31 protein-coding genes are annotated in these 26,585 nt (G+C 37.0%); 15 read left to right on the top strand and 16 right to left on the bottom strand.

Going from position 1 to position 26,585, the window contains the following annotated elements; translation table 11 throughout:
• Positions 1-96 precede the first annotated feature (96 nt).
• Genes BI291_RS03200 through BI291_RS03190 form a run of 3 tightly spaced genes read right to left on the bottom strand, consistent with a single transcriptional unit; the run spans position 97 to position 2,429 of the window.
• A complete protein-coding gene (locus BI291_RS03200) occupies positions 97-1,443 on the bottom strand; it encodes an ATP-binding protein (RefSeq protein ID WP_074496311.1) in 1,347 nt (448 codons plus the stop codon).
• A gap of 15 nt (positions 1,444-1,458) precedes the next feature.
• Complete coding sequence (locus tag BI291_RS03195; RefSeq protein WP_074496310.1) at positions 1,459-2,136, bottom strand: response regulator transcription factor; 678 nt, start codon at positions 2,134-2,136, stop codon at positions 1,459-1,461.
• Positions 2,137-2,138: 2 nt separating this feature from the next.
• Positions 2,139-2,429 (bottom strand): PepSY domain-containing protein, encoded by a 291-nt coding sequence (locus BI291_RS03190; protein ID WP_254849513.1) that lies wholly within the window; start codon positions 2,427-2,429, stop codon positions 2,139-2,141.
• A 198-nt stretch (positions 2,430-2,627) separates the two neighbouring features.
• Here BI291_RS03190 and BI291_RS03185 point away from each other — a divergent pair, with 198 nt between their 5' ends.
• Positions 2,628-3,386: a choice-of-anchor H family protein gene (locus tag BI291_RS03185; RefSeq protein ID WP_139302542.1), complete on the top strand. Its 759-nt coding sequence runs from the start codon at positions 2,628-2,630 to the stop codon at positions 3,384-3,386.
• A 49-nt stretch (positions 3,387-3,435) separates the two neighbouring features.
• Here the strand turns inward: BI291_RS03185 and BI291_RS03180 are convergent, their stop codons facing one another.
• Both BI291_RS03180 and BI291_RS03175 read right to left on the bottom strand, forming a co-directional pair.
• Positions 3,436-6,534, bottom strand: a complete 3,099-nt coding sequence (locus tag BI291_RS03180) for an efflux RND transporter permease subunit (RefSeq protein ID WP_074496308.1) — start codon at positions 6,532-6,534, stop codon at positions 3,436-3,438.
• A 5-nt stretch (positions 6,535-6,539) separates the two neighbouring features.
• Positions 6,540-7,592, bottom strand: coding sequence for an efflux RND transporter periplasmic adaptor subunit (locus BI291_RS03175; RefSeq protein WP_074496307.1), 1,053 nt, complete (start codon positions 7,590-7,592; stop codon positions 6,540-6,542).
• A 385-nt stretch (positions 7,593-7,977) separates the two neighbouring features.
• Here BI291_RS03175 and BI291_RS03170 point away from each other — a divergent pair, with 385 nt between their 5' ends.
• The gene (locus BI291_RS03170; RefSeq protein ID WP_074496306.1) at positions 7,978-8,520 is read left to right on the top strand and encodes a hypothetical protein; all 543 of its coding nucleotides are present in this window, start codon (positions 7,978-7,980) and stop codon (positions 8,518-8,520) included.
• A 41-nt stretch (positions 8,521-8,561) separates the two neighbouring features.
• On the opposite strand, the gene BI291_RS03165 is transcribed toward BI291_RS03170, so the two are convergent.
• The gene (locus BI291_RS03165) at positions 8,562-9,302 is read right to left on the bottom strand and encodes a hypothetical protein (RefSeq protein ID WP_139302541.1); all 741 of its coding nucleotides are present in this window, start codon (positions 9,300-9,302) and stop codon (positions 8,562-8,564) included.
• A 176-nt stretch (positions 9,303-9,478) separates the two neighbouring features.
• Here BI291_RS03165 and BI291_RS03160 point away from each other — a divergent pair, with 176 nt between their 5' ends.
• Positions 9,479-9,916 carry a hypothetical protein gene (locus BI291_RS03160; RefSeq protein ID WP_074496304.1) on the top strand — a complete coding sequence of 146 codons (438 nt, stop codon included), beginning with the start codon at positions 9,479-9,481 and terminating at the stop codon, positions 9,914-9,916.
• Between the two features lie 67 nt (positions 9,917-9,983).
• On the opposite strand, the gene BI291_RS03155 is transcribed toward BI291_RS03160, so the two are convergent.
• Positions 9,984-10,862: an alpha/beta fold hydrolase gene (locus BI291_RS03155; protein ID WP_217693805.1), complete on the bottom strand. Its 879-nt coding sequence runs from the start codon at positions 10,860-10,862 to the stop codon at positions 9,984-9,986.
• Between the two features lie 112 nt (positions 10,863-10,974).
• Positions 10,975-11,562, bottom strand: coding sequence for a PepSY domain-containing protein (locus tag BI291_RS03150; protein WP_083601876.1), 588 nt, complete (start codon positions 11,560-11,562; stop codon positions 10,975-10,977).
• A gap of 158 nt (positions 11,563-11,720) precedes the next feature.
• Between BI291_RS03150 and BI291_RS03145 the strand changes: the two genes are divergently transcribed.
• The 5 genes from BI291_RS03145 to BI291_RS03125 all read left to right on the top strand — a co-directional run bounded on the left by BI291_RS03145 (position 11,721) and on the right by BI291_RS03125 (position 14,417).
• The gene (locus BI291_RS03145; protein ID WP_074496303.1) at positions 11,721-12,185 is read left to right on the top strand and encodes a GNAT family N-acetyltransferase; all 465 of its coding nucleotides are present in this window, start codon (positions 11,721-11,723) and stop codon (positions 12,183-12,185) included.
• 48 nt (positions 12,186-12,233) lie between these two features.
• Complete coding sequence (locus BI291_RS03140; protein WP_074496302.1) at positions 12,234-12,947, top strand: ZIP family metal transporter; 714 nt, start codon at positions 12,234-12,236, stop codon at positions 12,945-12,947.
• A gap of 112 nt (positions 12,948-13,059) precedes the next feature.
• Positions 13,060-13,602, top strand: coding sequence for a transporter substrate-binding domain-containing protein (locus tag BI291_RS03135; RefSeq protein WP_074496301.1), 543 nt, complete (start codon positions 13,060-13,062; stop codon positions 13,600-13,602).
• On the top strand, positions 13,593-13,850 hold the full coding sequence (locus BI291_RS03130; protein ID WP_074496300.1) for a hypothetical protein: 258 nt from the start codon (positions 13,593-13,595) through the stop codon (positions 13,848-13,850). Before BI291_RS03135 ends, BI291_RS03130 begins: the two co-directional genes overlap by 10 nt.
• 99 nt (positions 13,851-13,949) lie before the next feature.
• The gene (locus BI291_RS03125; RefSeq protein WP_074496299.1) at positions 13,950-14,417 is read left to right on the top strand and encodes an MBOAT family O-acyltransferase; all 468 of its coding nucleotides are present in this window, start codon (positions 13,950-13,952) and stop codon (positions 14,415-14,417) included.
• Here the strand turns inward: BI291_RS03125 and nudC are convergent.
• From nudC to BI291_RS03110, 3 genes are all read right to left on the bottom strand, one after another.
• Positions 14,396-15,364 (bottom strand): NAD(+) diphosphatase, encoded by a 969-nt coding sequence (nudC, locus tag BI291_RS03120; RefSeq protein ID WP_074496298.1) that lies wholly within the window; start codon positions 15,362-15,364, stop codon positions 14,396-14,398. The two genes, BI291_RS03125 and nudC, sit on opposite strands and share 22 nt — an antisense overlap.
• Positions 15,357-15,716 carry a helix-turn-helix domain-containing protein gene (locus tag BI291_RS03115; protein ID WP_074496297.1) on the bottom strand — a complete coding sequence of 120 codons (360 nt, stop codon included), beginning with the start codon at positions 15,714-15,716 and terminating at the stop codon, positions 15,357-15,359. The genes nudC and BI291_RS03115 overlap by 8 nt, the downstream gene beginning before the upstream one ends.
• Positions 15,717-15,814: 98 nt before the next feature.
• A complete protein-coding gene (locus tag BI291_RS03110; RefSeq protein ID WP_074496296.1) occupies positions 15,815-17,200 on the bottom strand; it encodes a carboxylesterase in 1,386 nt (461 codons plus the stop codon).
• Positions 17,201-17,350: 150 nt separating this feature from the next.
• Here BI291_RS03110 and BI291_RS03105 point away from each other — a divergent pair, with 150 nt between their 5' ends.
• The 5 genes from BI291_RS03105 to BI291_RS03085 all read left to right on the top strand — a co-directional run bounded on the left by BI291_RS03105 (position 17,351) and on the right by BI291_RS03085 (position 20,679).
• Complete coding sequence (locus tag BI291_RS03105; protein WP_074496295.1) at positions 17,351-17,947, top strand: Crp/Fnr family transcriptional regulator; 597 nt, start codon at positions 17,351-17,353, stop codon at positions 17,945-17,947.
• 72 nt (positions 17,948-18,019) lie between these two features.
• Positions 18,020-18,646, top strand: a complete 627-nt coding sequence (locus BI291_RS03100; protein WP_074496294.1) for an NAD(P)H-dependent oxidoreductase — start codon at positions 18,020-18,022, stop codon at positions 18,644-18,646.
• Positions 18,647-18,648: 2 nt separating this feature from the next.
• Positions 18,649-19,095 carry a DMT family transporter gene (locus BI291_RS03095; protein ID WP_074496293.1) on the top strand — a complete coding sequence of 149 codons (447 nt, stop codon included), beginning with the start codon at positions 18,649-18,651 and terminating at the stop codon, positions 19,093-19,095.
• The gene (locus tag BI291_RS03090) at positions 19,092-19,901 is read left to right on the top strand and encodes an N-acetyltransferase (RefSeq protein ID WP_074496292.1); all 810 of its coding nucleotides are present in this window, start codon (positions 19,092-19,094) and stop codon (positions 19,899-19,901) included. The genes BI291_RS03095 and BI291_RS03090 overlap by 4 nt, the downstream gene beginning before the upstream one ends.
• A 103-nt stretch (positions 19,902-20,004) precedes the next feature.
• The gene (locus BI291_RS03085; protein ID WP_074496291.1) at positions 20,005-20,679 is read left to right on the top strand and encodes a nitroreductase family protein; all 675 of its coding nucleotides are present in this window, start codon (positions 20,005-20,007) and stop codon (positions 20,677-20,679) included.
• Between the two features lie 236 nt (positions 20,680-20,915).
• Here BI291_RS03085 and BI291_RS03075 read toward each other — a convergent pair whose 3' ends face one another.
• On the bottom strand, positions 20,916-21,260 hold the full coding sequence (locus tag BI291_RS03075; protein WP_074496289.1) for a ribonuclease E inhibitor RraB: 345 nt from the start codon (positions 21,258-21,260) through the stop codon (positions 20,916-20,918).
• Between the two features lie 97 nt (positions 21,261-21,357).
• Between BI291_RS03075 and BI291_RS03070 the strand changes: the two genes are divergently transcribed.
• Entirely contained in the window at positions 21,358-22,230 is an 873-nt protein-coding gene (locus BI291_RS03070; RefSeq protein ID WP_074496288.1) for an RluA family pseudouridine synthase, read from the top strand.
• A 2-nt stretch (positions 22,231-22,232) separates the two neighbouring features.
• Here BI291_RS03070 and dapA read toward each other — a convergent pair whose 3' ends face one another.
• From dapA to BI291_RS03050, 4 genes are all read right to left on the bottom strand, one after another.
• Positions 22,233-23,141 carry a 4-hydroxy-tetrahydrodipicolinate synthase gene (gene dapA / locus BI291_RS03065; RefSeq protein WP_074496287.1) on the bottom strand — a complete coding sequence of 303 codons (909 nt, stop codon included), beginning with the start codon at positions 23,139-23,141 and terminating at the stop codon, positions 22,233-22,235.
• Between the two features lie 39 nt (positions 23,142-23,180).
• Entirely contained in the window at positions 23,181-23,558 is a 378-nt protein-coding gene (locus BI291_RS03060; protein WP_074496286.1) for a hypothetical protein, read from the bottom strand.
• 177 nt (positions 23,559-23,735) lie between these two features.
• Positions 23,736-24,260, bottom strand: coding sequence for a DUF4199 domain-containing protein (locus tag BI291_RS03055; protein ID WP_074496285.1), 525 nt, complete (start codon positions 24,258-24,260; stop codon positions 23,736-23,738).
• Between the two features lie 141 nt (positions 24,261-24,401).
• Positions 24,402-24,812: a helix-turn-helix transcriptional regulator gene (locus tag BI291_RS03050; RefSeq protein ID WP_083601869.1), complete on the bottom strand. Its 411-nt coding sequence runs from the start codon at positions 24,810-24,812 to the stop codon at positions 24,402-24,404.
• 260 nt (positions 24,813-25,072) lie between these two features.
• Here BI291_RS03050 and BI291_RS03045 point away from each other — a divergent pair, with 260 nt between their 5' ends.
• Entirely contained in the window at positions 25,073-26,452 is a 1,380-nt protein-coding gene (locus BI291_RS03045) for a lyase family protein (protein WP_074496284.1), read from the top strand.
• Positions 26,453-26,585 lie beyond the last annotated feature (133 nt).

Below are 26,585 nucleotides of genomic sequence, written 5' to 3'. Positions count from 1 at the left end.
TTAACCTAATTGTGGTGTTAAGGTTAATTTACGCTAAGTAAACTGAATGAAGGCTGAATAGGTTTATTAAATGAAAATGTTCCAAAAATAAAGAAGTTATTGGTTAAATGATAAGGTAAAACATGCTCCGCCATAGGTAGCTGAGTCAGTAATAGCGAGTGTTCCTTTATAGCTGTCTACTAAATCACGTACAATCGCTAAACCAATACCGTGTCCTTGTTGATAGGTATCTGCGCGTTTTCCACGTTTTAAGATCTTAGCTACATCTGCTTTTGCAATCCCTTCACCATCATCTTCAACGTTAATGACCAGCTTATTATCAATACTTAGTATCTCAATTGATACAATTGATTTTGCCGCTTTACAGGCGTTATCGAGTAAGTTACCCAATATTTCAAGCAGATCTGCTTCATCGCCTTTAAACATTAGCTGTTCATCACATTGGCTATCGATAATAAGTGCTTTTTCACGGTATATCTTTTCTAGGCTATTGATTAATTTTTGTAAACAAGGTGCAACCGGAACGCCTAAATACCATGCAGCATGCCCTGCACTTTGTGCACGTTTTAATTGATGTTCAATCATCAAATTCATCACATCAATTTGCTCTTGCACATTCGCCGTATTCTTGGTGTTTACATCCCCCTGAATAACCGCAAGGGGGGTTTTTAAGCTATGTGCAAGATCAGAAAGTGCGTTTCGATAGCGAGTACGCTGCATTTTTTCCGTATCAAGTAGGTTATTAAGCTGTTCAGTCACTTGTTGAAGTTCAAGTGGATAACGTGAAGAAAGTTGCTTACTTTTACCTTGCTCTATTGCTGAAATTTCGGCTGTTAGTCGAGACAACGGCTGTAAACTCCAACGTAACCACACATATTGTAATAATAATAAAACGGCCATTAATATCAGCAACCCTAACCATAGTTGCTGTTTAAACTCAGCCATTAACACCAAAAAGCTCGATTGATCTTTAATAAGGTGTAACGTAACAACATGTTCACCTGCTAGATCAGAAAACAGTACAGAAAAACTGTAAATAAAATGATCTTTGTCATCAATTGTAACGGTGGTGAAGCGTTCATCACCTACAGCAGGCGATGGCATTTTATCAGGCAATGCAATAGCAAGTAGAGATTGCGATTGCCAGAGAAGTTGGTTGGTCTTTTTATCCGAAATGGCGGCATATAAACCTGATTGAACGATATTAAACCGATTCTCTGCCAGAACTTCTGGCATTTGCAGCTGTCCTTGCTCATATTCAGCGACAGTAAGTAAGCTATATGAATAAGCGGTCAGTTCATTATTAACACCAGACTCCATATGGCCTTGATATGCTTTAATAATGGTTATACCAACAATGGGCAATAACACAACCACCATAAAAACAGCACTGACGACTAACCGTGACTTAAGCGAGTTGAACCAATTATTTAGTTGAACCATCAGGCGTTAGCTCAACTATTGTTCAAACTGTTTGAGGCGATAACCTTGGCCACGTAACGTTTCAATAAATTGCAAACTACTGTCAGGGTCAAGCTTTTTACGTAGCCGTCTTACAAACACTTCAATGACATTAGAATCAAGATCAAAATCTTGATCATAGATATGTTCGGTTAATTGTGTTTTAGAAATAACATGCCCCATGTGTAACATCATGTATTCGAACACTTTGTATTCATAGCTGCTTAATGGAACTGTTTCTTTATTAACACTAACGACCATACTCGTGGTATCAATTGAAAATGGGCCATTCGTGATAACAGGGCTTGCTTGTCCTACACTGCGACGGATTAAAGCGTTTAACCTTGCAAGTAATTCTTCCACTTGAAAAGGTTTCGTTAAATAATCATCAGCGCCAGCGTCTAAGCCTTCAACTTTATCTTGCCATCTATCGCGTGCAGTTAAGACAATAATCGGGTATTTAATATCTTGCGCGCGTATTTTTTCAATGAGCGATTTACCATCAAGCTTAGGTAAGCCTAAATCAATAATGGCCGCGTCATATTGATATTCTGTCGCTTGAAATAAACCTATTTCACCATCGTCGGCACAATCAACACTATATTTAGCCTGTTCTAATTGATCTTTTAATTGCGTTTGTAAAGTAATATCGTCTTCTACAAGTAATAACCGCATCGCTATCTTCCTACTATTTTTCCGCTTACCGCATCTACTATTACCGACACTACATGGCCTTTATTGGTTAACACTTTAACCCGGTAGCCTAGGTTACCTTTTACGTTGGTACGTTGAACTTTCAACACTTTGCCACCAATACGCGCTTTTACTAAACGCGCTGCTTGTTTTGCATTTGCTACCCTATACGTTTTTCCTGCTTCAAATGGCTGAGCATAAACAGGCGTATAGCTGTTAAGTGAAAACAACATAACGATTAAAATAATGGAGCGAACTACCGTACAAAAATTCATTTAAAATACCGTGCCTATGATAACAACCCTGTCAGTGTAAAAGTAATCGAGTTTGATGACAATCTATCAAGTAGAAACTGAATACGAACTGAACAAAAAACGCCTAATAAACCAAATAAAAACAAAATTATATCGTTCAGGAAGCATTCAGAATAAACACGTTTTAATAAAGCATATTTTTTATTTCGAGGATGGCTCATGACTCACACTATCACAACTATTGCAATATTAGGCGTACTAATGACGTTACCGGTAAATGCAGCTTCGCAAACGCTAGAAAGTAAAAGCATCTCGGCAGCCAAAGTTACATGGGATGCATCAACAGCGCTACGTCAGTTAAAAGATGGCGATAAATTAGAAAATCAATTAGTAGGCCTATCTAGAGACCAAGTGCTAAAGCGAAAATCTGCCAAAAAACAAATGATAAACAATAGTCAAAAATCGGCATCACGTATTTATCAAAGTTTTTCAATTTACCAAGGGTACGCCCAACTTATCGAAGATTATGACCAAGATGGCTTTTTCCAAACCTTTAGCGTTACGTTTGATGCGGATGTTTACAGTTATGATCACATCAACTCAGCTAAGGTTTATGCCGAACTTTATTTAAGTAAAAATGGTGGTGATTGGATACATTATTACACCACTGAAGACTTTGTGATTATTGGTGAAGATGACAATGACGAATATGAAGTTTATACGACGTTAAATCAGGGCTATATTCCTGAATATTATGATGTATTAATTGATTTATATGAAGTTGGCTACCCTGATATTGTAGCCACATATAGTGCAAATGATACTAACGATTTATATGCTTTACCGCTAGAAAGCACTGATTATGATCCTGATTACGCCGATGTTGTTTATGAAAGCGAAAGCCATGGTCACGGCGGTAGTATTTATGCATTACTAGCACTATTAGTAACTATAAGCTTAATAAAAATAAGACGTTAATATGTTGGCTTAACACAGTAAAAACTGTGTTAAGCCAACAAACATGGTGTTATTGCTGTTGTAATGGTTTTTCTTGAGCTTGGCTATCAAGTTTATTTTGTAAAAATTCAGGAGATTGCGTATTTTTCGCTAAGGCATAATACGCCGCAGGAATAATAAACAAGGTTAATAACGTAGCAACTATAACACCAGTAAACACGACAACACCAATAACCATTCGGCTTTCAGCGCCTGGACCAGATGCCAATACAAGCGGTACTGAGCTCATTACCGTTGTTAACGATGTCATAATGATTGGGCGTAAACGTTGTGCTGCTGCTTGCACAATGGCCTCTTTAAACTCAACCCCTTTATCGCGTAATTGATTGGTAAATTCAACGATAAGTATGCCATTTTTCGCACTTAACCCAATCAACATCACAATACCAATTTGACTATAAATATTAATAGTTAACCCTGTCGACCATAAACCAAATAAAGCGCCAACTAAGCCTAACGGTACCGTTAACATGATCACAAACGGATGAACAAAACTTTCAAATTGTGCCGCTAACACTAAAAACGTTACGGTAAGTGCTAAAATAAACACGTAAGTCATCGCAGATGCACCTTCATAGAAAAGCTGTGATTCACCTTTGTAATCTATAGCACCATCAATGTCGTTTTCTTCAGCAGCGACTTGATTAAGAAAGTTCAGCGCTTCTTCTAACGTATAACCATCAGCTAAATTAGCACTTAAGGTAATAGCTCGCATACGATTATAACGATTAAGCCTTGATGCAGTTGCCTCTTCCGTTAACGTTATTAAACTATCTAACGGGACCAATTCACCACTACGCGATTTTAAATAAATATTGGAAATGTCAGTAGGGTTCGTAAAGTCTTTTTTCGTGCCTTTTAGAATAACATCATATTCTTCACCACGATCAATAAACGTTGTTGCACGGCGTTGACCCAACATAGTTTCTAAGGTTCTGCCTATTTCAGAGACAGAAACACCTAAATCAGCTGCTTTATTTTTATCAATATTGACGAGAAACTGTGGAAATGTTTCTTTGTAATCATGGTCAATACGAACCAAGCCAGGATTAGTTTCAGCACGTTTAATAATACGATCACGCCAATCAGCCAGTTGTGCGTAATCATTACCTTGTAACACAAACTCTATTGGCCGAGAAGAGCCACCACCACCGATGCCTCGGCGCATTATTGCAAAAGCACGAACGTCAGTAACCTCTTGCATTTTACCGCTTATTTCATCCATGACTTCCCATGTAGAGCGTTTACGCTCATCCCAGTCAGCCATACCAACAATAGCAACACCACCTCGTCCGCCCCAACCTGGCACACGAATTAACACACGACTTAACTCGCCAGATTGAGAATAAGGCATTAATCTTTCTTCAATTTTTGCCATATTTGCTGCATTATTCTCATAACTTGCCCCTTCTGGGCCATTCATCATTAAGAAAAAAGTACCACGATCTTCTTTAGGTGTTAGTTCCGAAGGGACTTGTTGATAAAGTGAATAACTCGCAAATCCTGCCAATAACATGGTGATTACTAAGCCCCACTTACGTAACATATTTGAACGAATAGAGTTCTTATACGCTTCTTCGATACGGTGAAAGGTTTTATCCATCCATTGACTAAATTTACTTTCTTTTTCTGAAGCTTTTAATACTTTTGAACAAAGCGCAGGAGATAATGTTAACGCGGTAATGCTAGAGAAAAATACTGCAGCACTTACCGCCATAGCAAACTCTGTAAATAACGCACCTATGCGACCATCCATAAATACCAACGGTACAAATACTGAAATAAGCACTAACGTTGTCGCGATTATCGCAAAGCCAACCTCTCTTGCACCGCGGTAAGCTGCTAATAAAGGAGGTTCACCTAGTTCAATTCGACGGTGAATGTTTTCAAGCATCACAATAGCATCATCAACGACTAAGCCAATTGCGAGTACTAACGCTAATAACGTTAATAAATTTATCGAGTAGTCCATCGCGAGTAAAAACATAAAACTACCGATCAAAGCGACAGGTACAGTAACAGCAGGGATCAATGTTGCGCGAATATTCCCCAAAAACAGGTAAATTACTAGCACAACCAATGCCATAGAGATGGCTAACGTTCGGTAAACTTCATCAATGGATTCTTTAATAAAAATAGACGAGTCGTAGCTATCACCTATGGTGGTACCTTCAGGCAAATTACGTTTGATGTTTTCAAGTTCTGCTCGCGCATTATCAACAACGGTTAACGTATTAGCTTTCGCTTGTTTTACAATGCCCAAGCCAATCATGTTACGCCCATTGCCTCGGAATAAGCTTTCGTCGTCAGCCGCTTCAAGGTGTACATCGGCCACTTCACCGAGACGCACTAAATAGCCATCTTCACCGCGTTTAATAACGAGGTTTCTAAAGTCAGTTTGATCTTTATAACTTCTTGCCGTGCGAACAGTAAAATCTCGATCTACAGATTCTATTTCACCTGCAGGCAATTCAACATTTTCAGTTCTAAGTGTGTTTTCAATATCACTACTTGTAATGCCACGCGCAGCCATAGCTTTGCGATTAAGCCACACCTTCATGGCGTATTTTCGCTCACCACCGACACGAACATTAGAGACACCATCTACAACGGCTAAACGGTCAACAATAAAACGTTGCGCATAATCAGACAATTGTAATGAATTCATGGTGGTGCTGTTTAAAACAAACCAAGCTATTGGACTTTCATCACTGTTAGACTTTGACACCTCTGGCGGGTTAACTTGCTCAGGTAAGCTATCTAACGCTCTGGCAACACGTTCACGCACATCATTAGATGCAGCATCAATGTCTCGACTAATATTAAATTCGATAGTGATATTAGAGCGACCATTACGACTTGAAGAGTTAATACTTTTGATCCCTTCTATGCCCGAAATTCTATTTTCTAATACTTGAGTGATTTTGGTTTCAATGATTTCAGCACTTGCCCCTGTATAGCTGGTGCTAACACTAACTATTGGCGATTCAATATCAGGATATTCTCGCAATGGCAGCATGGTAAAAGCCACAATACCAAACGTTAATAACAACAAGTTTATAACAATGGCAAAGACTGGACGCTTTACGCTTGTATCGGTAATTTTCATTTCAATTACCCCTTAATACTAACTTTGCTGCCAGAACGTATTTTAATTAGCCCTTCGGTTACAATTTGTTGTCCATCAGTTAAGCCTTCATCAATAGCAACCCAGCCATCATGGCGGCTAACAACATGCACTTCTACTTTGTTAGCAATACCGTTTTCAATTGCAAAAACAAAATGTTGATCTTTTAGTGGGATCACCGCTTTTTCTGGGATCATTATCGCTTGAGCGGAACTGAGTTGTAATGAAGTCTCTAAAAGCATGCCTGGTCTAAGCAAACGTTGTTCATTCGCAAAACTCGCGGTAACTTCTACACTGCGTGTTGCTGCATCAATGCGAGAACTGATATGTGTAACTTCACCTGTAAAAGTGCGCTCAGGGTATGCATCATTTCTAGTCACAACTTTCATTCCTAACTGCAATTGCGCGAGATACTTTTCCGGTACTTTAAAGTCAACTTTAATAACACTGATATCATCTAAGGTTGTGATGTTAGTCGCCGTATTCACAAAACTACCAATCGATACTTCACGTTTTCCCAATAGACCAGTAAATGGTGCTGTTATCGTCATTTCCGCAAGTTTAGTTTTCGCACTTTCTAATTGCGCTTTTGTTGCTTCCACAATGGAAACTTGCTCTTCTAACATTGATTTAGCTGTTGCTTGCGAGCGAGAAAGTTCCTTTAGTCGATTTAATTGGCGCTGTTCTTCATCTAAATTAATGCTTAACTCTTTTACGGCTATTTTTTCTTCTTCAGATTGTAATTGCACCAGTTTTTGACCTTTAGCAACAAAGTCACCATCATCAAAGAAAATATCGATAAGGTAATCACTTTGGGCACTTTTTATGTAAATCGCTTGATTAGCACGCGCACTTCCAATCGCTTCAATTAGCACTGCATTTTCTTGTAGGGTCGCTTTATGCGCCATAACTTGTGTTGCCGTACCTGCCATTGCGTTTTTTTCACCTTGGCTGGTCGGTAAATATAAATAAATACACAACCCTACTAAAAGGGTAATGATAAAAGGAAATAAGGCTTTACCTGATTGTGTTGAATACATCTTGGTCACACTCAAAAAATACATGAATATAGTATACAAAAGAATTATTACATGCGGAGGTCAGATATCTCAGATTATTGTACATTTATCTTAAAAGCACAGTTACAAAATAACACATCTTGAATAATCATAAATTTAATGATGATTATTCAAGAGTTTTTTGATAGAAATGATCACTTAAGGACATGTTGAAATTGTCTGTACACTTTTTACGACGTAATATTTGGTGTTTGTACAAGGATAAACTTATGTAATAAAGTTGTTCTACATAAATAAGCGAAAACGCCGCAGAAAAATAACAACCCCTAATAACGAAAATCATATAAATAAAGTAATTAACACAGTAAACTTATTGAATATGGCGTCAAGTAATAAAAGGATTTTTATGTTCCAATCGTTTTTAAAAAACGTAGTTTTGTTTCACCGAGCGCAACCTAAAGCACCTAACTTCTTGCTCGTTTATGCGATTATCTGGCTTATTTGTCATCACCAATTCTTTATTTCATTGTTTACCAGCAGTGGAAGTTTTAGCAGTAAAATTAATACCGCAATAACAGAAACTGATCATCAATATATTCTTACGCTTTTATTAACAGGCCTATTTTTCATCGCTCGATTGGTTTATTTTTACCTCGCTCAAAAAGCAAACGCACTTATTGAAGAAGAAGGAGTCGTTGAAAATAAACTTGGCCATGACCAAGTTTTTACAGAAAACAAAGACGTTATTCGATTAATCGCTTTACTTGAAGAATCAAAGGAAAAGCTAGCCTTAGCAAAAACAAAGGAAATTCAATTGCAGCAAGAAAAAACAGTAGCAATTAATACATCACGTGCGCTACAGGCAGAGCTTGATGAGGTTAACGCCGATTTAATCGTAATAACGCAACAATATGAACAACTTAAAGAAAAATCCACACGTAGCGCATAAACGTTAAATAAAACACCTATTATTCATAATTGTAAAAATCACTACAAGACTTGGCTAATTTCATAAGTGCAATAAATACGCCCAGCGTTGTTCATTTTACTGTAGGTCGTCATTGGTAAAAATTGATAACCTTGTAGTAAACCTTCTTCTATTTTACGTGAAAATGGGGCGCGTTCAAAAATTAAGGTAAAGTCGAGTTGTTGACTTGCTAAGAATAAAAAATTACCTTCTTTTAACTTCCAAGTACCTTTAAACACATGCTCATTATATAGTTTTCTTGATGCATCCCATATGTCTTCTTCAATACGAAATTGGCCATTTTTTTGTAATATTAACGTGCTAGTGTTTTGACAATCTCTTGCCGCGTATTCATTTATTAAAGGGATATTATATTTTTGTTCGACATGTATAGCGTTACGAGCAACGATATCATCGGGAACAATATATAACCCCATATTATTTGCACTAAAACTATGATTACTTGCAAGAATAAGCCCCGTATTATCAATAACAATACCTAGTTGGTTCAACAAATTCATTACTTGTTCAGCTTGTTGCTTACTTCCCTTACTAGGCGCATAAATTAAGGTATTGTCACCTATTGAGTTTGGAAAGGGTAAGCGATTTACCTCTACTAACATTTCAGCTTGTGTTAACGAGTTTTTGATTTTATTAATCTCAGCTTGCTTTAAGAACTTAGCATATAAATGCACTGTAGAAGGTGAACTACAGCCAACAGTTGTAAATAGCAAAAAATAGAGGAAAACTACAGGTAACTTCATGGTTTTAATTATAATTTTAAAAAAGGTGAACAGCATATTACATAATAAATTGACTTTCAAAGTATAAATTTATTCAAAATGTAACTACACTGATGAAGACAACACCAATTCGATCAATCAGCATAATTGGCCTTATTGGAATAAAAATAATAATCAATAAAAATAAGCAGGTAACTATGAATCAACAGACTCCACCAGCAATACCAAAATGGTTTTTAATTGTCAGTATTATCGCTCTGATATGGAATATTTTAGGGTTGATGGCATTTGTCAGCCATATAATGATGACACCAGAGATGATTAGCGAATTACCAAGTGCTGAACAAGCACTTTATCAAAATATGCCTATGTGGGCGACAATCGCTTTTGCTACCGCAGTAATCGCAGGCTCGCTTGGTAGTGCACTTTTATTACTGAAAAAATCAGTCGCTAAACCAGTGTTTATTGTCTCTTTAATTGGCGTTTTAGTGCAAAATTATCATAGTTTTTTTGTTATTGACTCAATGGCCGTTTACGGTAGCGCCAGCATTATTATGCCATTATTGGTGATCGTGATTGGCATATTACTTATTGCTTTGTCAAATCATGCTATTGCAAAAGGTTGGTTAAAATAGCCTAACGCAAATAAGGGTTGTCATGACATAACATTCATACAGCCCTTTCTCAGCCAACTTTATAAGCTTATTTATTTAACCAGGATACAAGTTCAGGAAAATGATCTTGTACTGCATTAGCATCGGTCAAAATATCAATATGATCGTAATCTTTTAAGTTACCCGCTTGCTTACTTAAAAGTGACACTTTAGCTGCTGGATTGGTTTCATCAACGAAAGCTTTTACATCGTCTATGTGGCCTAACAAATCATCGTTAACCCCCGTTAAATGCCAAGTGTCAGGCCATTCAATCGAGTTTGCAGCGTTACCATATTCAAATTGATCAACGGGATCATGCCATGGGTTTATCTTTACCCAATAAGTACACTCTTTCAAAAAGCGGCTTGTTTCATTATCTGCACCAAATTTAAGCTTAACAGCGTCAATGAAACCTTTTCGTTTAGCTAAAAAAGGGGCTATACGATTAAACAACACATCAACTTTCCAAAACTTATTGAAGGTTTTACGGTATACACTTCGTTTCGTTCCAAAGCACACCAGCTTTAACACGTGGCTGTGTAAATCTGGAAATCGAGCAAAACTACTACAAAAAACAACGCCCCCCCATGAATGACAAATAACATGCATTGGCTTTCCGGTTTTTTCTGCTACAAATTTAACCAATGAAGGTATATCTGCAACTATCATTTCATGCTGGCCATGCTCAGTTGTTTCATGCAATGTCGGTATACTTAGACCTTTACCGCGTAAATCGGGTACGTAAACATCAAAACCTTGTTTAGCCAGATAACAAGCCAAACCCTTACCTGATTGGGTATAAAAAATTTTGCCGTTTTCAATGGTGCCATGTAGCATCAAAATAGGCGTGCCACCTTCTTGTTGATAAATATGACGCACATGCAATTGATGCTCATCGCTTTTTACAAACAAAGACTCTTGTTTCATTGGTATCAACCTACTTTAAACAGCTAAAAAGATTTCAATAAAAGCAATTACCTTACACAACAAGAGGTCTGACCTCAAGCCTGTCACTCACCATAAAACAACCAAGTGTTCATTATGTACGTTTGATCGTCATCCAAGTCCCTATCCCTGCTAATAAAAGCACTAAAAATAGTCCTATTACACCAAGGTACTGGTCAAGGGTTTTATTACCAGACCAACGCAAATAATGAATGTTATACATCGTATTAATAAAGTCAGTGTCTTTTCCTTGTTGCCTTAGTGATAATAGCGGCCAATTTAAGGTGATTACTACGTTAGTTGTGGTTAAAATTTGGTTATTGGTAATAGACTTTATCTCGCCATAGCGAGTTTTGTTTGCCGTAATCGCATCAGCTACCAGCGCATTGATTTGTTTTTTAGATAAAATATCTACAGCTTGCCAACTTGGCATGATAAAGTGATGCCTTTGCTTATTATCTTTTAAAAAAACATGTTGACCTAATACGGTTTTTAACTGTTTCGTTTCAAGCCACTCCCCTTTAGGCAGTTTATCAATATAAGTTAATGGGTATGTTTTAACATTAAGCGCTTGATAAGCTTCTTGATATCCCGGTTTAAAGAAGAAATAGGTACCCGTTATTGCCCAAGCAATTATAGGTAGCAACATGATTAACCCTAAAATTTGATGTATTTTACGCACAGAAACTCCATTTATCTCTTTATGTAAATATTAACCTATTGATCTAGCAAGAATAAAGAAAATAGAAATAAAAAAGCAGGTAATGTTATAGATAGGTTTTATTCTATAAAAGTCATATAATGTAATCGTTCATTTTAAGGTTTAAGGGATAAAACATCATGAAGTTAACCGTCGCTACTCAACAACATATTCCAACATTAATGGCTTGGTTTCCTAATGAACAAGCATTTTCTCTTTGGTCTGGCCCTGGTTTTCGTTACCCTTTCACCGAACAAACGTTTATAGATGATCTGAAGTTATCAACGTTATCATCTTATGCTTTATTAAATGAAAACAGTGAGATAATCGCATTTGGCCAATTTTACTTACGAATGAATCGATGTCACCTAGCTCGGTTGGCTGTAAAACCAAGCGAAAGAGGCAAAGGTATAGCAACTGTGCTCATTCAAAAACTAGGTGAAATAGGCTGTAAGCTGTTAAATTCAAATGAACTATCTTTATTTGTATTTTCACACAACACATCAGCAGCTAGGGCATATCAAAAACTTGGGTTTGTTTTGGCACAATATTCAGAACCAATGCCGATAGAGAATTGCGTATACATGATCAAAAAAAATAATTAATCGGTTTATACTTTACAGATAAAAATTAGCAAGGTAAAAATAATCACTATGGATTTATTATTCACCGTAATTGTTCTAACCCTACTCTCTGGATTGGCGATGCCCTTTGGTGCTTTGTTGGCGAAGATTGAACATTTACACCCTTCATGGTTAAAAAGTGAATTACGACATAGTATTATCGCACTTGGAGCTGGTGCGCTTTTATCAGCAGTAGCGTTAGTATTAGTGCCGGAAGGTACTTCCAATCTATCGCCATTGGTTGCCTGCTTAGCTCTTACCTTAGGCGGCGTAGGCTTTATGTTGTTAGATATTTTACTCAAAAAAATTAACTCGCCAGCGAGCCAATTAGTCGCCATGCTGGCCGATTTTATTCCAGAGTCCATTGCCCTAGGTGCAGCTTTTGCTACAGGCAGTTCAAGCGCCTATTTAATTGCGCTATTGATCGCTCTTCAAAACCTACCAGAAGGATTCAATGCTTATCGAGAGCTCAAAGATGGCTCATCAATGAAGTCAGTTATCATTATTCTATCATTTGTTGGATTAGCATTATTAGGCTCGCTATCGGGGATTTTAGGCTATACTTTTTTATATGACTTACCTAAAGTTGTTTCATTGATAATGCTATTAGCCTCTGGAGGTATTTTATATTCTATTTTTCAAGATATCGCTCCACAGGTAAGGTTAGAAAAACATTGGTCCCCACCTTTATGGGCTGTGTTTGGGTTTATGTTTGGTATGCTGGGCCATATGTTAGTGCATTAGAGTTGATGCATATTACTAAAAAAGGTTAACGTTTATCATTATGTTGTTGCGCTATGTAAGCTTATTTCTGTTCATTTTAAGTAGTTTTCACGTTTATTCCTGTACCGTTACTATGGGTTACAGAACGAATAACAAGCTACCACTTATTGAAAAAGCCCCCAATAATAATGGTGTTTATCAAATTTTATTTTCCAAAGCGCTTGCCAAAATTAATTGCAAGTTGGCGGTAATACGTGCTCCCAAAAAACGTATCCTGTATATGCTTAAAAAAGGTGAAATAGACTTTTACCCTGGCCTTGGCTTTAACGACGAAAGAGCTGAATTTACCCATTATTTTGAAAATGGTCTTCATTATCGAGCTGCCACCATTTCAAGATCAGACGTTGATGATTTAAAAAGTTTTGCAGATATGCGTGGTAAAACACTCTTGATTTCACAAGGCGCCAATTATGATAAAAAAGACCTTAAAGGTGTGTACATCCGTTATGTATATGACTTATCTATTGGTAAAGCTATTGAGCTAATATCTTCAGAGCAAGCTGACTTTTACGCATATAACGAAAATGTCATGTTATATTATATTATTTATCAAAATACCCAACAAAAGAAATCAAAATACATCAGTGCTGTAGTAAAGATCATCCAATGTATTTAGGCTTTTCATTACGTTCTAAACACATTGATCTTTTGCGTAATCCATTATTTAAACAGTACGAAGATTTATCTTTTAGTAACCAAAAACATCAGTTAACAAAAGAAAGTATTGCGTATCAATTTCAACAAGCATTGCAAACACTAGATAGTAATGGTGAAACCGCTAAAATTTGGCGACAATATAATACGGTAAATATGCACGAAGGTACTGTAGCAACCTCCACTAATGAAAACAACAACCAACCTTGAGCGTAGCAGGCTAAATAATCACTTGATAAGTCTGTACATACTAGACGGTTATTTTTATGCTAGTTAACAACCAACAACGTATGGATCTCCAAACAACTCATGCCCGCGATTAGCCTTTCAGTTTATGTAAAACGTAGAACGGGAGTAAAATTAGGCCATTCTGACTCACTAAAAAACATGCTCGTTCGTTCCTTGGGTGCCAACTCTTTTGCGTTGTTTTGGCGTTATTGGAATCCTATTTGGAGTTATTACTTAGCAAAGTATATTCAAAAGCCTAGCATAAAAATAATGCCTCAATCCTGTGCGTTATTAGTCACTTTTATTATCAGCGGCGCGCTACACGACTCAGCTGTTTCTTTGATAAAGTTTACACCCATATTTTTCTTTACACCGTGGTTTGCTTTAATGGCCTGTATTGTCATTACAACAAGTGTGTTAAACGTCAATTACGCTCACCTTAATAGGGTTTTTCGTATGCTTATCAACGCTGGTTTTGTTGGATTAAGCTATCTAATTACCTTGTTTTTAGAACAAGAAGTGATGAATTACTTTGACACATTAAGTTGATTTTCACACCACCAGTCTATTAAGTAACGGCTAATAGAATGTTCTCCTGGAATTTGAATATTGTCATCCTCACTTCCCCAGTCACTAAAGTCTGCAATATCTTCGGCTGTACACCATTTTACGTGGGTAATTTCATCTGGATCAATTGTTGTTTTATTGCTGGTAACGGTAACGTGAAACCCTAGCATTAACGATGCAGGAAAAGGCCATGGTTGTGAGCGTAAATAGCGAATATTGGTCGTGGTTAAACCGACTTCTTCGAACACTTCTCTTTCTACTGCTTCTTCGATTGATTCTCCCGGGTCAACAAAACCCGCAAGCGTTGAAATAACTTGTCCTTGGCTTCGTTGGTGGCCTGCTAATAAACAACGGCAGACCCCTTGTTCATCAGTATGTTCAATAATCATAATGACGACAGGGTCTGTTCTAGGAAAAACAACCTTTGCACAAACTTGATCACTACACTGCTTAGCATGCCCTGCTTCTTTATCAAGTAAAGGAGAACCGCAATAACCACAAAATTGATGACTTCGATGCCAGTTTATTAGTGCATTTGCAAAACCAGCAATAGATGCAACTTCGACAGGCAGTTCATTCAACGCACGACGTAAGTCAACCAAATCATCTGAACATTGCAGCAATACTCGGTTATGTATTTCTTGCCACTGTTCTTCGCTTAGTAAACTGAAATCTAAGATAAAGACCGCTTGGCCATCATGTGAATATTTACCCAAAAAAATACACGTCATTCGATGATGATTAACGTGTTCAAATTGCGTTCTACTTAAAGTGACTAATTGCCCAGCATTTACTAAAAACTTGCCTTGATAACTCACAAAAAAGTGAGTATTTGGCTTTGTAAGCTGAGTGGATATCCATTCCGGATTTTTCCGTGCACTGCTGCATCGGTCTAAAGACATTTGTGTTAATGATAATGACTTAGACATGTTTATTGTCCTGTAATTTTTTTTCTGTTAATACTGCTTTTTGCCACTCTAACGCCCAAGGCCCTAAAGGAAGTACTAATGAAAACAACTCCTTACCTTGGTCTGTTAATTGATAACCGCTTTGCCCTTTTGTTAACAGTGATAGACACGTTAATTCTTTGATCCGTGTATTTAATAAGGTAGGTGATATTCCCTCACATGCTTTTTGTAATTGACGAAAAGTCAACGTTTGTTTATTTAACTGCCAAATAATACCTAAAGCCCACGTTCTACCAAGTAGATCTAATAAAGCCATGATCGGCTTACCTGTTTTTGAGCCTCTAACAGGGTTTCCTGGAAATGGAATGGTCATAAATACCCACAAAATACGCTACACATTTAGTAGCATACTACAAAATGTGTAGCAAAAGTAAAGCATTGTATTTTACTTATCGATATTTTCTATTTGAATCACATGCTGGTGTTGTTTATAAATTGATCAAGCGAGATAATCATTTGATCAAATTGAGGATTAAACGTTAATCGTTGCATTGCAGGGTATTGTTGTTTATTCGTTTTCGTGGTTTCACCCATGTAGTTTTCATCATCGGTTTTACAAGAAAGAAAATAAGCATTTTCATTAATATGCTGACAATTTCTATATATGCCATGCACACCATAATATACGTTATTAGGTGCGTTAGTTGTCGCTGTATGGGCAACATTTAACACGTGCTGGCAAAATGGCTTATTGTTACAGTGTGCTCTACTCACCTTAAATGTATCTGGAAATCCTTGTAATAGCGCTTCGTTGCCAAAATACATTAATTGATCTGCTGTTTTAGATTGGCGATTTTCACCGCGGTGCCAGCGCTTGAGTAAAGTAAGAGTCGCCATTGTGTTAATGGTTGTATCTACATCACTGACAACCGAAAAAACAGGGACATCAGGGGGTTGTTTAAATGACACTTTATTGGGTGAAATACGCAACATCAGTTTATGTACTTGCGCGCCCGCATTAATGGCAAATGACTCATATTTAGCGATATCGATATCAGCCCCTTTACTGAGATAATCATAAAAAGGAAGGTAATCAATATATCTTGCAGCCCAAGCAAAATCTGACTTTGCTTTACTCGCAGGAGACCAAAGCAATAATCCTTTGATACGTGCAACTTCTTCTGGCTGCCATTGCGAAGAAAGTAACTGATCAATAAGTAAGGCTCCGCCTGTTGAAAAGCCGCCAAGGTAAACAGAGTTATAATCTTTCAATGCCCGTTGAACACCATACTTAGCGGCTGTTCTCCATTGTTGTTCATCGATATCAATTAAGGCTGAAGGCGCTGTACCATGCCCAGGTAACAATAGCGTTCTAACTGCAATACCACGTTGATAAAACTGCTTTGCTAGATCATGAAACATAAAGGGTGAATCTGTTAATCCATGAATCAATAAAACAACGGTTTCAGCTTCTGGAGGCGTTATTTCAAAAGGTTGAATTAAATCAACAACCGTTCTTTCAGATAGATTTTTCTTTAAATAAAGCTCACTTATTGCTGTATCTATCGAACACTTTATCTTCGCTTTAGGGTTTAATTGCTCTATATGCTGACGAGCGAATGTTAAATATTCACCAAAACTTGGTAGTGATTGATAATTAAACTTTATTTCTTTATCAACGGGTAATACTGATCGAAAGGTTGCTTCATCGGCAAACTTTCTTATTTGCGCGACATCTTCGTTTAGCGACATACAATTCATTGATGTTGCTTGCGCAGTTGCTAAACATGGCAAAAAAGCGCTTAACAAAATAATAAGCAGTGATAATACCTTTGGCTGAAAACGTAAACTGTCCATTTAAAAATTTCTACCTTGCTTTATTGACTTATAGTAAACTGATTTTTGCTAATACTGCCATGCAGTAATTTGTTTTACCGTAATGCTTGAATACAATCGTACCAAGGAAATTACACTTTCACACCCTTAAGATCTTTGTGAACATAAAGTATGCTAACTAAATCTCTCGCGTTCCAACAATTACTTCAAGTAATGAATACCTATTACCCGATTAGCGAGTCAACTTGGCAGTGTTTTCAAAAAATTTGTCAATTTCATGAAGTGAAAGCGAATAGCATTATTTATCCTTTAGCAGAAACCCCAAGTTCATTTTCTTTTATTTATCAAGGATTAATGCGTGCTTATAGCGTTGACAATAAAGGTAATGAATACAATAAAATTTTTTTTACTGAGGATATGTTTCCAGGTTCAATGACCTCTTTATTAACAAACACTCCGGCTTTATTGGCGATAGAAACCGTGGAAGATAGCGTTTACATTTCGATTGATTTTGCAAAGTTCCGCCAACTTCTAAGCAAAAATGAAGAAATAAAACTTTTTCATATCCATTACTTAGAAAAAAACTGGGTGCTTGCAAAAGATGCGAGAGAGATTGAATTAGTTCAACAAGACGCTACAACACGTTATCAAAACTTTGTAGATCTTTTTCCACAATTAAACCAACGATTACCGCAATATCATATCGCTTCACACCTTGGCATTACACCTACTCAATTATCTAGGATCAGAAAAAACATTACTCGCTAAATCAACCTATGTAAATGCGCCATGTTTCCTTGTTTTGTATGCTACTTCAGCATCATTTATTTAAGGAATCACATGAATACATTAACGGCATTACAATGGCGATACGCTGTAAAAACCTTTTCTTCACAGCGATTAACTGAACAACAAATCGCCCTACTTATCGAGTCAACTCGATTGGCACCTTCTGCTTTTGGCCTTCAACCGTTAAGGTTAATTGTTATATCAGATCAACAACTCAAGGAAAAATTACTGCCCTATTCATACGGACAAGAAAAGGTGGTGCAGTGTTCACACCTATTCGTTTTTGCTCATTATGTTGGCGATCGACAAACCCTCGTTAATAACTATTTTACTCAATATTGTAGGGGAAATAACACAGAAGCACATCAGATACTTTCTTACCAGCAACAAGTATCACAGTTTGTCAATTCGATGGATAACGCAGCATTTGATAAATGGTCCAGCGAACAAGCCTATATAGCATTGGGTACGTTGTTAACAGCAGCAGCCTTTAATCAAATAGACAGTTGTCCAATGACCGGCTTTGAACAGCAAAAGTACGATGACATTCTAGCACTCAAAGATAGTAATTATAAAACGACAGTTATTTGCCCTGTTGGCTTGCGAGCAAAAAATGATAAGTATGCTAACTATGCAAAAATACGGAACTCCCTAGAACAATTTGCTGAAATGAGGTAAATATGTTCAATTTAATCTTGCTTGCATTACTTGCAGGTTCAGCCATTGCTATACAAGCAATGATAAACAGCAAATTGGCGCTTCTGTTAAATAATACTTTACTGGCAACCGCCTGTGCTTTTTTTATCGCTTTTATTTCAGTCTTGGTACTTTATCTGATCATGGGCAATACCGTTAAATTCAACCAATTAACCCAAGTGCCAAGTTTAATCTGGTATACCGGAGGCGTACTTAGTGCACTTGGTGTGGGTTTACTTTACTATTTGATCCCTAAATTGGGTGCTGGCTCCCTAATGTCATTTGCATTAACGAGCCAACTCATATGTGCGATGATATTTAGTCATTTTGGCTGGCTGTCTTTACCTCAAAAAACAATGAATCTTGAAAGTACGTTAGGTGCTTCGTTGATGATAATAGGACTCATTTTGATAAACTGGAAAGCCGTATGAATATTATCGATAGTGCAAATTTAACTAACCTTAAAAAATTGTGGCGATTATATGGTGCAACCACACTTTATCGCGATGACATGTTCACGCTTAATGCAGTAAGGCATTGGCCGCATCGACATTGGCTAGACTCCTCAGCTTCTGCGCTAACTGAAGAGCTCTTTGAGAAAGAACACCATGAAAAGTTATTAACGCTAATACAAAAAATTTCACATAATGCCATCTTTGCTTTATGGCAAACTGCAGGTAAATCCAACATACACCAAGCGATTAAATCTCATTTACTTTCAAATGGTTGGCAAAAATCATTTAAGCAAACTGCAATGTATTTACCGCTAAATCATCAACATTTATTACCAGAAAGCCCAACGTTAACCTTAACCCCTGTAAGGTCGCGAAAGCAAGTTGAAGAATGGTGTCATATTGGCTCAGCAGCTTTTAACTACCACATTGATATTAATGCTATTCTTCCCTTGCTTAGTAATAACCAAGTGGTGATGTATCTTGCCTCTACGGGTTCAGTTAATGTCGGAGCAAGTATGTTATTACACAGCGAAACATGCTCTGGTGTGCATCAGATGGGTGTGCTGCCTACACATCAAGGGAAAGGATATGCCAAAGCAATCATGGTTGCACTTATCAACCAATGCATTACGCTAAATATCAAACACCTTGTACTGCAAGCCTCGCAAGCGGGTTTACCCCTTTATAAAAAGCTCGGTTTTATCGAGCAATTTACCATTGAAAACTTTCAATTTTTTGATATAGATAACGATACAACCAGAATAAACAATAAATGCCCTTAGCCCTGCATTTATTGTTTTATTTTAGCATACCGCACAGTAATTATATTGCACTTGCAATATAATTACTGTGCGGTATGCTATGCAAAAAAATAAGGGTTTTACAATGAAACAACATGATGCAACACCATTAACTGATTATATTGAATATCCTGAACAGGAGATGCTGTCACGTTCAGAACATTTTTATCAAGAAATTAAACGTCGGCATAGTATCCGTAGTTTTAGTGATCGCCCTGTTGCTAAAGAAATAATAGAAAACTGTATCAAAGCAGCTGGCACTGCACCCAGTGGTGCCAACCATCAACCTTGGCACTTTGTTGCGATAAATAGTGCTGAAATGAAGGCACAAATAAGATCACAAGCAGAAGAACACGAACGTAGCTTTTATGCAGGCAGAGCAGGAGATGAATGGCTAGATGCATTAAAACCTTTAGGGACAGATGCTAACAAACCTTACCTTGAGCACGCTCCTTGGCTCATCGCAATATTTAGTCAAAAGAAGGGGGGGATCCATGCCGAAGATAAACATACTAATTACTATGTTCATGAATCAGTAGGCATAGCAACAGGATTTTTAATTAATGCGTTGCATTCTAGCGGCTTGGTAACACTGACGCACACACCAAAACCAATGTCATTTTTAAGTAAAGTATGTAACCGACCTGAAAATGATCGCGCCTATATGTTATTAGTGGCGGGTTATCCTGCAGAAGGTGCAACAGTACCTCATCATGCTAGTGTCAAAAAATCACTTGATGAGATAGCTACCTTTTTATAAGGGTAGCTATCATTTTACTGCTCGTTAATGCTCTAGTTCTATATCTGTGCAGGTGGCTTTACAAAAAATTTTAGTGCTTCCTTTATCATGATCAACCTTAACAGAAAGCAGCTTTTCACATTGTGGGCAATATACTTTTTGCCCATTAAGTACATTAGCAATCAATTTTTTTTGCTGATGAAATGACCTAGTACTACGTTTTTGTAACGTTTTTAATTGTGATATATCAAGCAAAATTAACCCACCGACTGACAATACCATCCATCAAAATGCCCAGCTAAAGGCGCGCTGCTTTGTTCTAATAGGGTTTGATAGGCGGTGATGTTTTCATAACTTGCTGGCATTTCTGGATAGGCCGTTATTTCCCATGGATAATCTGCATTATCAGGATACGGGCAAAATGATAACTTTTGATTATTTTCCAACAATAGTTGACCGTATTTAAGTGCTGATTCTTCGCTAGCAAAAATTACTGAAAATTGAAACTCTCTAGCAACAGACAAGTCATCCCCTTGCAATAACATTTGCCATAAAGCTTCACCGTGTTCATCTTCTGGGAATAACGTATAATCTCGTTCCATTTGCACTGTTCTCTGGGTAAAATAAAACTAGTGTAACTATTTCATCAAAAAAATTCAGTGATTAATTCTTTAATGTTCATTGCTGTCGAGTATATACATGATCAAATTTGAACTTCATCTTCCCGTAAAATCTCAAGACGACTCGGTCATCGAACTGCTAGCGAATGCCTGTAGAGCGCATGCTTTACTCAGCAACGGACAGTTAAAAATGGCAATCACCAAAGGAGCGTTATGGTTAGAGCGCGGTAAAAATATTGATCGTTTACGTAAGGTGAAAAAAAGCCTTATACCTGATGATGTACTACATTTTTATTATGATGAATATGTGTTATCTCAAGCATGTTTAGCCGCTCACATTATTGAAGACTTTATCGAATATAGCGTTATTTATAAACCTTCAGGTATGCCTTGCAACGGTTCAAAGTGGGCAGATCACTGCACAATAACTAGATGGGCAGAAACACAACTAACACCCCAACGGCCTGCTTTTTTAGTACACAGACTTGATAAAGCAGCTTCAGGTTTATTGTTGATCGCACATAGTAAAAAGGCAGCAAAAGCGTTAAGTCACTTATTTGAGCAGCGTAAAATTACCAAGAAGTATCAAATACTTGTTCATGGCTTAGTTGAAGAAAACATTATACACACAACAACCCCTATTAATAATAAAGCTGCTAGCACATTCTTTTCATATGCCGACAAATCAATAAAAGCTATGATTAGTTTACTTAATGTTGAGATAGAAACAGGTAGAAAACATCAAATAAGGTTACATGCTGCTAATTTAGGCTACCCTGTTGTAGGTGATAGGCTACACGGTAACGCGAATAACGATACACAGGTAAACTTACAGTTAACCGCAGTACATTTATCTTTTATTTGCCCATTAACTGAACAAGTAAAAGATATTAATTTAACAACATCATTAAAACCAGATCTTATTGGCGTTGCTAAAATATTAACCTCATAGGGTTAGGGTGTATAGCGAATATCACTATCATCTAACACGTTGAGTTCTTCACCCACTAGATGTTCGGCGCCTATAGCTTCCATTAATGCAAGCCCCTGTTCACGCTGTTCAATAGTAAGTGCCTTATAAGGTAAACGGAAATTTGGCGAAACAGCCCCTGTCATCATCAAACTAGTATTAATGGCGATAGGATTCGGTTCACAGAATAACCAATTCATTAATCCTTGCATTGAAGCATTCAGACTACTGTCTTGCTCATCCATTAATTTACGCATTAATGTTGGTACTAAGTTAGAGGTAACAGAAATCACACCATGCGAACCAAACTGATGACGACCGGCAAAACATTCATCGTCATTACCTGACCAACAGGCAATACCTTTTTCTTCATAATAACCGATACGCTCATTGCCCGCGCACTCTTTCACCCCAACAAAATTCTCATGCGTTGAAATTGGTACGATGATATCTGGTGTTAAATCTTGGCCAGTTCGACCCGGTACGTTATAAATAAACGCAGGACCAATATCTAATACTTTACGAAAGTGCTCAATTACACCTCGTGAGGAAGTACGTCCGTAATAAGGGTTAATTTGCAACGCAGCATCCATTCCCATGGCAAAGCCATTTTCAGTCGCCTTTATTGCTTCACGGGTATTATTACTGCCAGTATTACCAATAATAATAAGCTCTTTACCATACTGATGAACACTGTGAGCGATAAGCATTAAATGCTCTTCCCAGCTTAGCAAGTGCCCCTCACCCGTTGTGCCACCAACAATTATACCGTCAACACCAGCATCGATTTGTTTAGCAACAAGACGATCATAGGTTGCTAGGTCAATATCACCTTGGTCATCATAGGGAGTTTTAATAGCCGTGATCAGGCTTGCTGAATGTATTTGCTTCATGAATATCTCGATCGATTTGCAATAATAAAAAGAATAATGTCAACAGTGCGCGATTCTATCAACAACGCGCTTAAGGATAAACACTTCTTTCGTGACAATATGCTGATATTTAAAAATATGACTGTCTAATTGGATTACTTGATAAGCATGATAGTTGTCAGGGTTAGCCATATCCATTGGAAATGCTTCTTGTTGATCAATTTCTGCTTTAGCGATAGTAAAATGAACATCGCCTACTAAGCCCCAATCACCTACTTCAATATATTCTTGCATGAGCTGATTTTCTTGATCAAGAACGGTGAACGTAAACTCATAACAGCCATCGCTATGAATTTTTGCTAATTCGTTATGAGTTTCTCCGTTAGTTTGTTGTCTACTGCTAAACCAGCTCCCAATAAGTTGTTCTCGTCTATACATAGTTTTTCTTAAGTAATTTTAGTCATGGTATTTTATACCATTACGCTTAAATAAGTGACCAACTAAAACGATTTCAAAAAATAAAGAGTATTGTTAGGGTCTGTTGATCTTTCGTGTTTAGTTCGAACAAAGATTAATCTCGAAAGATTAACAGACCCTAGGAAATGTACTGGTTGTTTAACTAGCTGGCTTACGTTCTGACTGGCTAAATGCAGACACAATCGAAATAATTAAACCAATCATAAAGACATTTGCAAACATCACAGAAAAATTAACCATAGGGTTCATAAAAAATGATTTCTCTTGTTCTAATTGGGCTATTTGCTGATTAATGACTTCCTCTGTAGCACCACTATTACGTATATTTTCAATGTAGTAATTAAAATAGTTATTCATAAAGTCAGGTTCGATGACGGTTGCATATAATACGTTATAAACGCCAAACATAAATGCAGCAATAAAAGTGATACCAATACCTAATAAAAATATCTGTTTAAAAGATACAACTTCTTTGCATTGCGCCTTATATTCTTTAACGGCTAAAAATATCGTTAATAGTGAAAAAATCATTGTAGAATAGCCAATGATTTCTCCCATTTGGTAGGTGGATGGATCACTACCCATCACTAAACTACCGATAAAAGGTATACAGACAACAATAACACCTGCAATCAAGCCATATTTCATTATTAATTTTTTCATCGCCTACTCCGTGAATGTTAAGAATTATTATCTTAGGTATAGTAAAGAACCTAACGTAGCTTTACCTTATGCAAGCATTATCAAAAAGGCTATCACCCATATGGGTGAGCTAGTTAAAATAAGCGTTTGAACAACGTTAGCTTAATGTATCAGCTTTAACAATTTAGCTTCAGCAACGGCTTGTGTACGATTTGATACATCCAATTTTTCGAACAAAGATTTTAAATGGGTTTTTACGGTATTAGGTGAAATAGACAAGCTTAATGCAATTTCTTTATTGGTATAACCTTGCGCTAAAAACAAGAGCATTTGTTGCTCTCGTTCACTCAATTGCGCTAACTTTTCTTGATCAATTTCTACCTCACGCTCAACAATTTTATCTGGTTTAAAAAACCAAGCTATCGCGCAGCCAACAATAAGAAAAATTGAAGCGATGATCATTAAATAACTCGATAACGGTAATTTATAACTAAAAAACTGAAACTCTATGAACTTTAAAAGTGCCAATAAACCAAACAAAATTAAGCCGTATTTAATAATAACTTTTGACACGCCTTCCTCATTGCATTTAATAAGTAACTACTTTGATCATTAGGCGGTTTATGCGTAGAGTCAATAGTAAAGCATGTCATCATAGCGGCCTATACCAAACGAATTATCATTGTAAGCAGTTTGATGTATAAATGTAACTTTTATTGAAAATACTTAGGTGACAAAGGGTTATATAAAAAACATGTGTCGCTGCTCTAAGCAGCGTTCAATTTATTCGCTCACACTAAGACGACGCTCGCTTTTATAGATAAGGAGACAACATGAGTAATTATCGCACGGAAAAAGACAGCATGGGTTCATTAAATGTACCCATTAACGCGCTTTATGGTGCCCAAACTCAAAGAGCAATTAATAACTTCCCAATTAGTGGCCAACCAATGCCAAAAGCATTTATAAAAGCCTTATTAATTGCCAAGCGTGCAGCTGCAGAAGCTAACGGTGAATTAAATCATCTTTCAAAAAATATGTCTTTAGCGATTATTGATGCCGTAGATAATTTATTGCAAGAAGACTTTACTAAACACTTTCCCGTGGATGTTTTTCAAACAGGTTCAGGCACTAGTACCAATATGAATGCTAATGAAGTATTAGCAACACTTGCAAACCAAAACATTGATGAAAAAGTTAATGCAAATGACCACGTGAATTATGGTCAAAGTAGTAATGATATTATTCCTTCTACCATACATATAAGTTCTGCTATTGAAGTAGAAGAGCGGTTGATACCTGCTTTGCAACACTTTGTAAAGATTACTTCAAACAAAGCTAATCAAGTTGAAAAGTTTGTCAAAACCGGCCGTACACATTTAATGGATGCGATGCCTATTACCTTAGGGCAATCTTTACGTACGTGGGCTGACCAAATAAGTCAAAACATTATTCATCTTAGACAATTACAACCAAGCGTTCAAAGCCTTGCACAAGGTGGAACTGCGGTTGGTACTGGCATAAACGCCGACAATAAATTTTCTGCTGCTTTTAATAAAGCGTTATCATCTTATACCAATATCGCATTTACGCCTGCTGATAATTTTTTTACTCATATTAGCTCACAAGATATTGCCGTTGCGTTATCAGGACAATTAAAAACCGTCGCTATTTCAATCATGAAAATATCTAATGATTTACGATGGATGAATTCGGGTCCTTTAGCAGGTTTAGGGGAAATTACCTTAGAAGCACTCCAACCAGGTTCTTCTATTATGCCAGGTAAAGTTAACCCCGTGATACCTGAAGCAGCCGCCATGGTCGCAGCGCAAGTAATTGGCAATGACACAACGATTTCCATTGCTGGACAGTCAGGTAATTTCGAATTAAATGTTATGTTACCTGTGATTGCAAAAAATTTGCTTGAAAGTATCGAATTACTAAGTAATGTCTCCAAGCTACTTGCAGATAAAGCGATATCAAGCTTTGAAGTTAATGAAGAAAACCTAAAAAAAGCATTAGATAAAAACCCTATCTTAGTGACAGCTCTTAACCCTATTATTGGTTATCAAAAAGCAGCTGAAATAGCGAAATTAGCTTACAAAGAAAATAGACCAATTATTGATGTTGCAGAAGAAAATACCGATTTAAGTCGAGAGGAACTGTCAACATTATTAGATCCTGCAAAACTTACGTTAGGTGGGGTTAATTAGGAAACCAAAAACCTAATGTCAAACTGCATGACATTAGGTTTTAATACCAATTCGCATAAATATTCGGTCATTCAGCGAGAATTAAACGCTTTAGAGGCACGGCGTTGATTGCAGAGAATGGTTATTCAGGAGA

Source organism: Thalassotalea sp. PP2-459 (assembly GCF_001913705.1).
GTDB lineage: Bacteria > Pseudomonadota > Gammaproteobacteria > Enterobacterales > Alteromonadaceae > Thalassotalea_C > Thalassotalea_C hakodatensis.
Note: the sequence above shows the minus strand (reverse complement) of the source record. Positions and strands in the feature narration are given on the sequence as shown.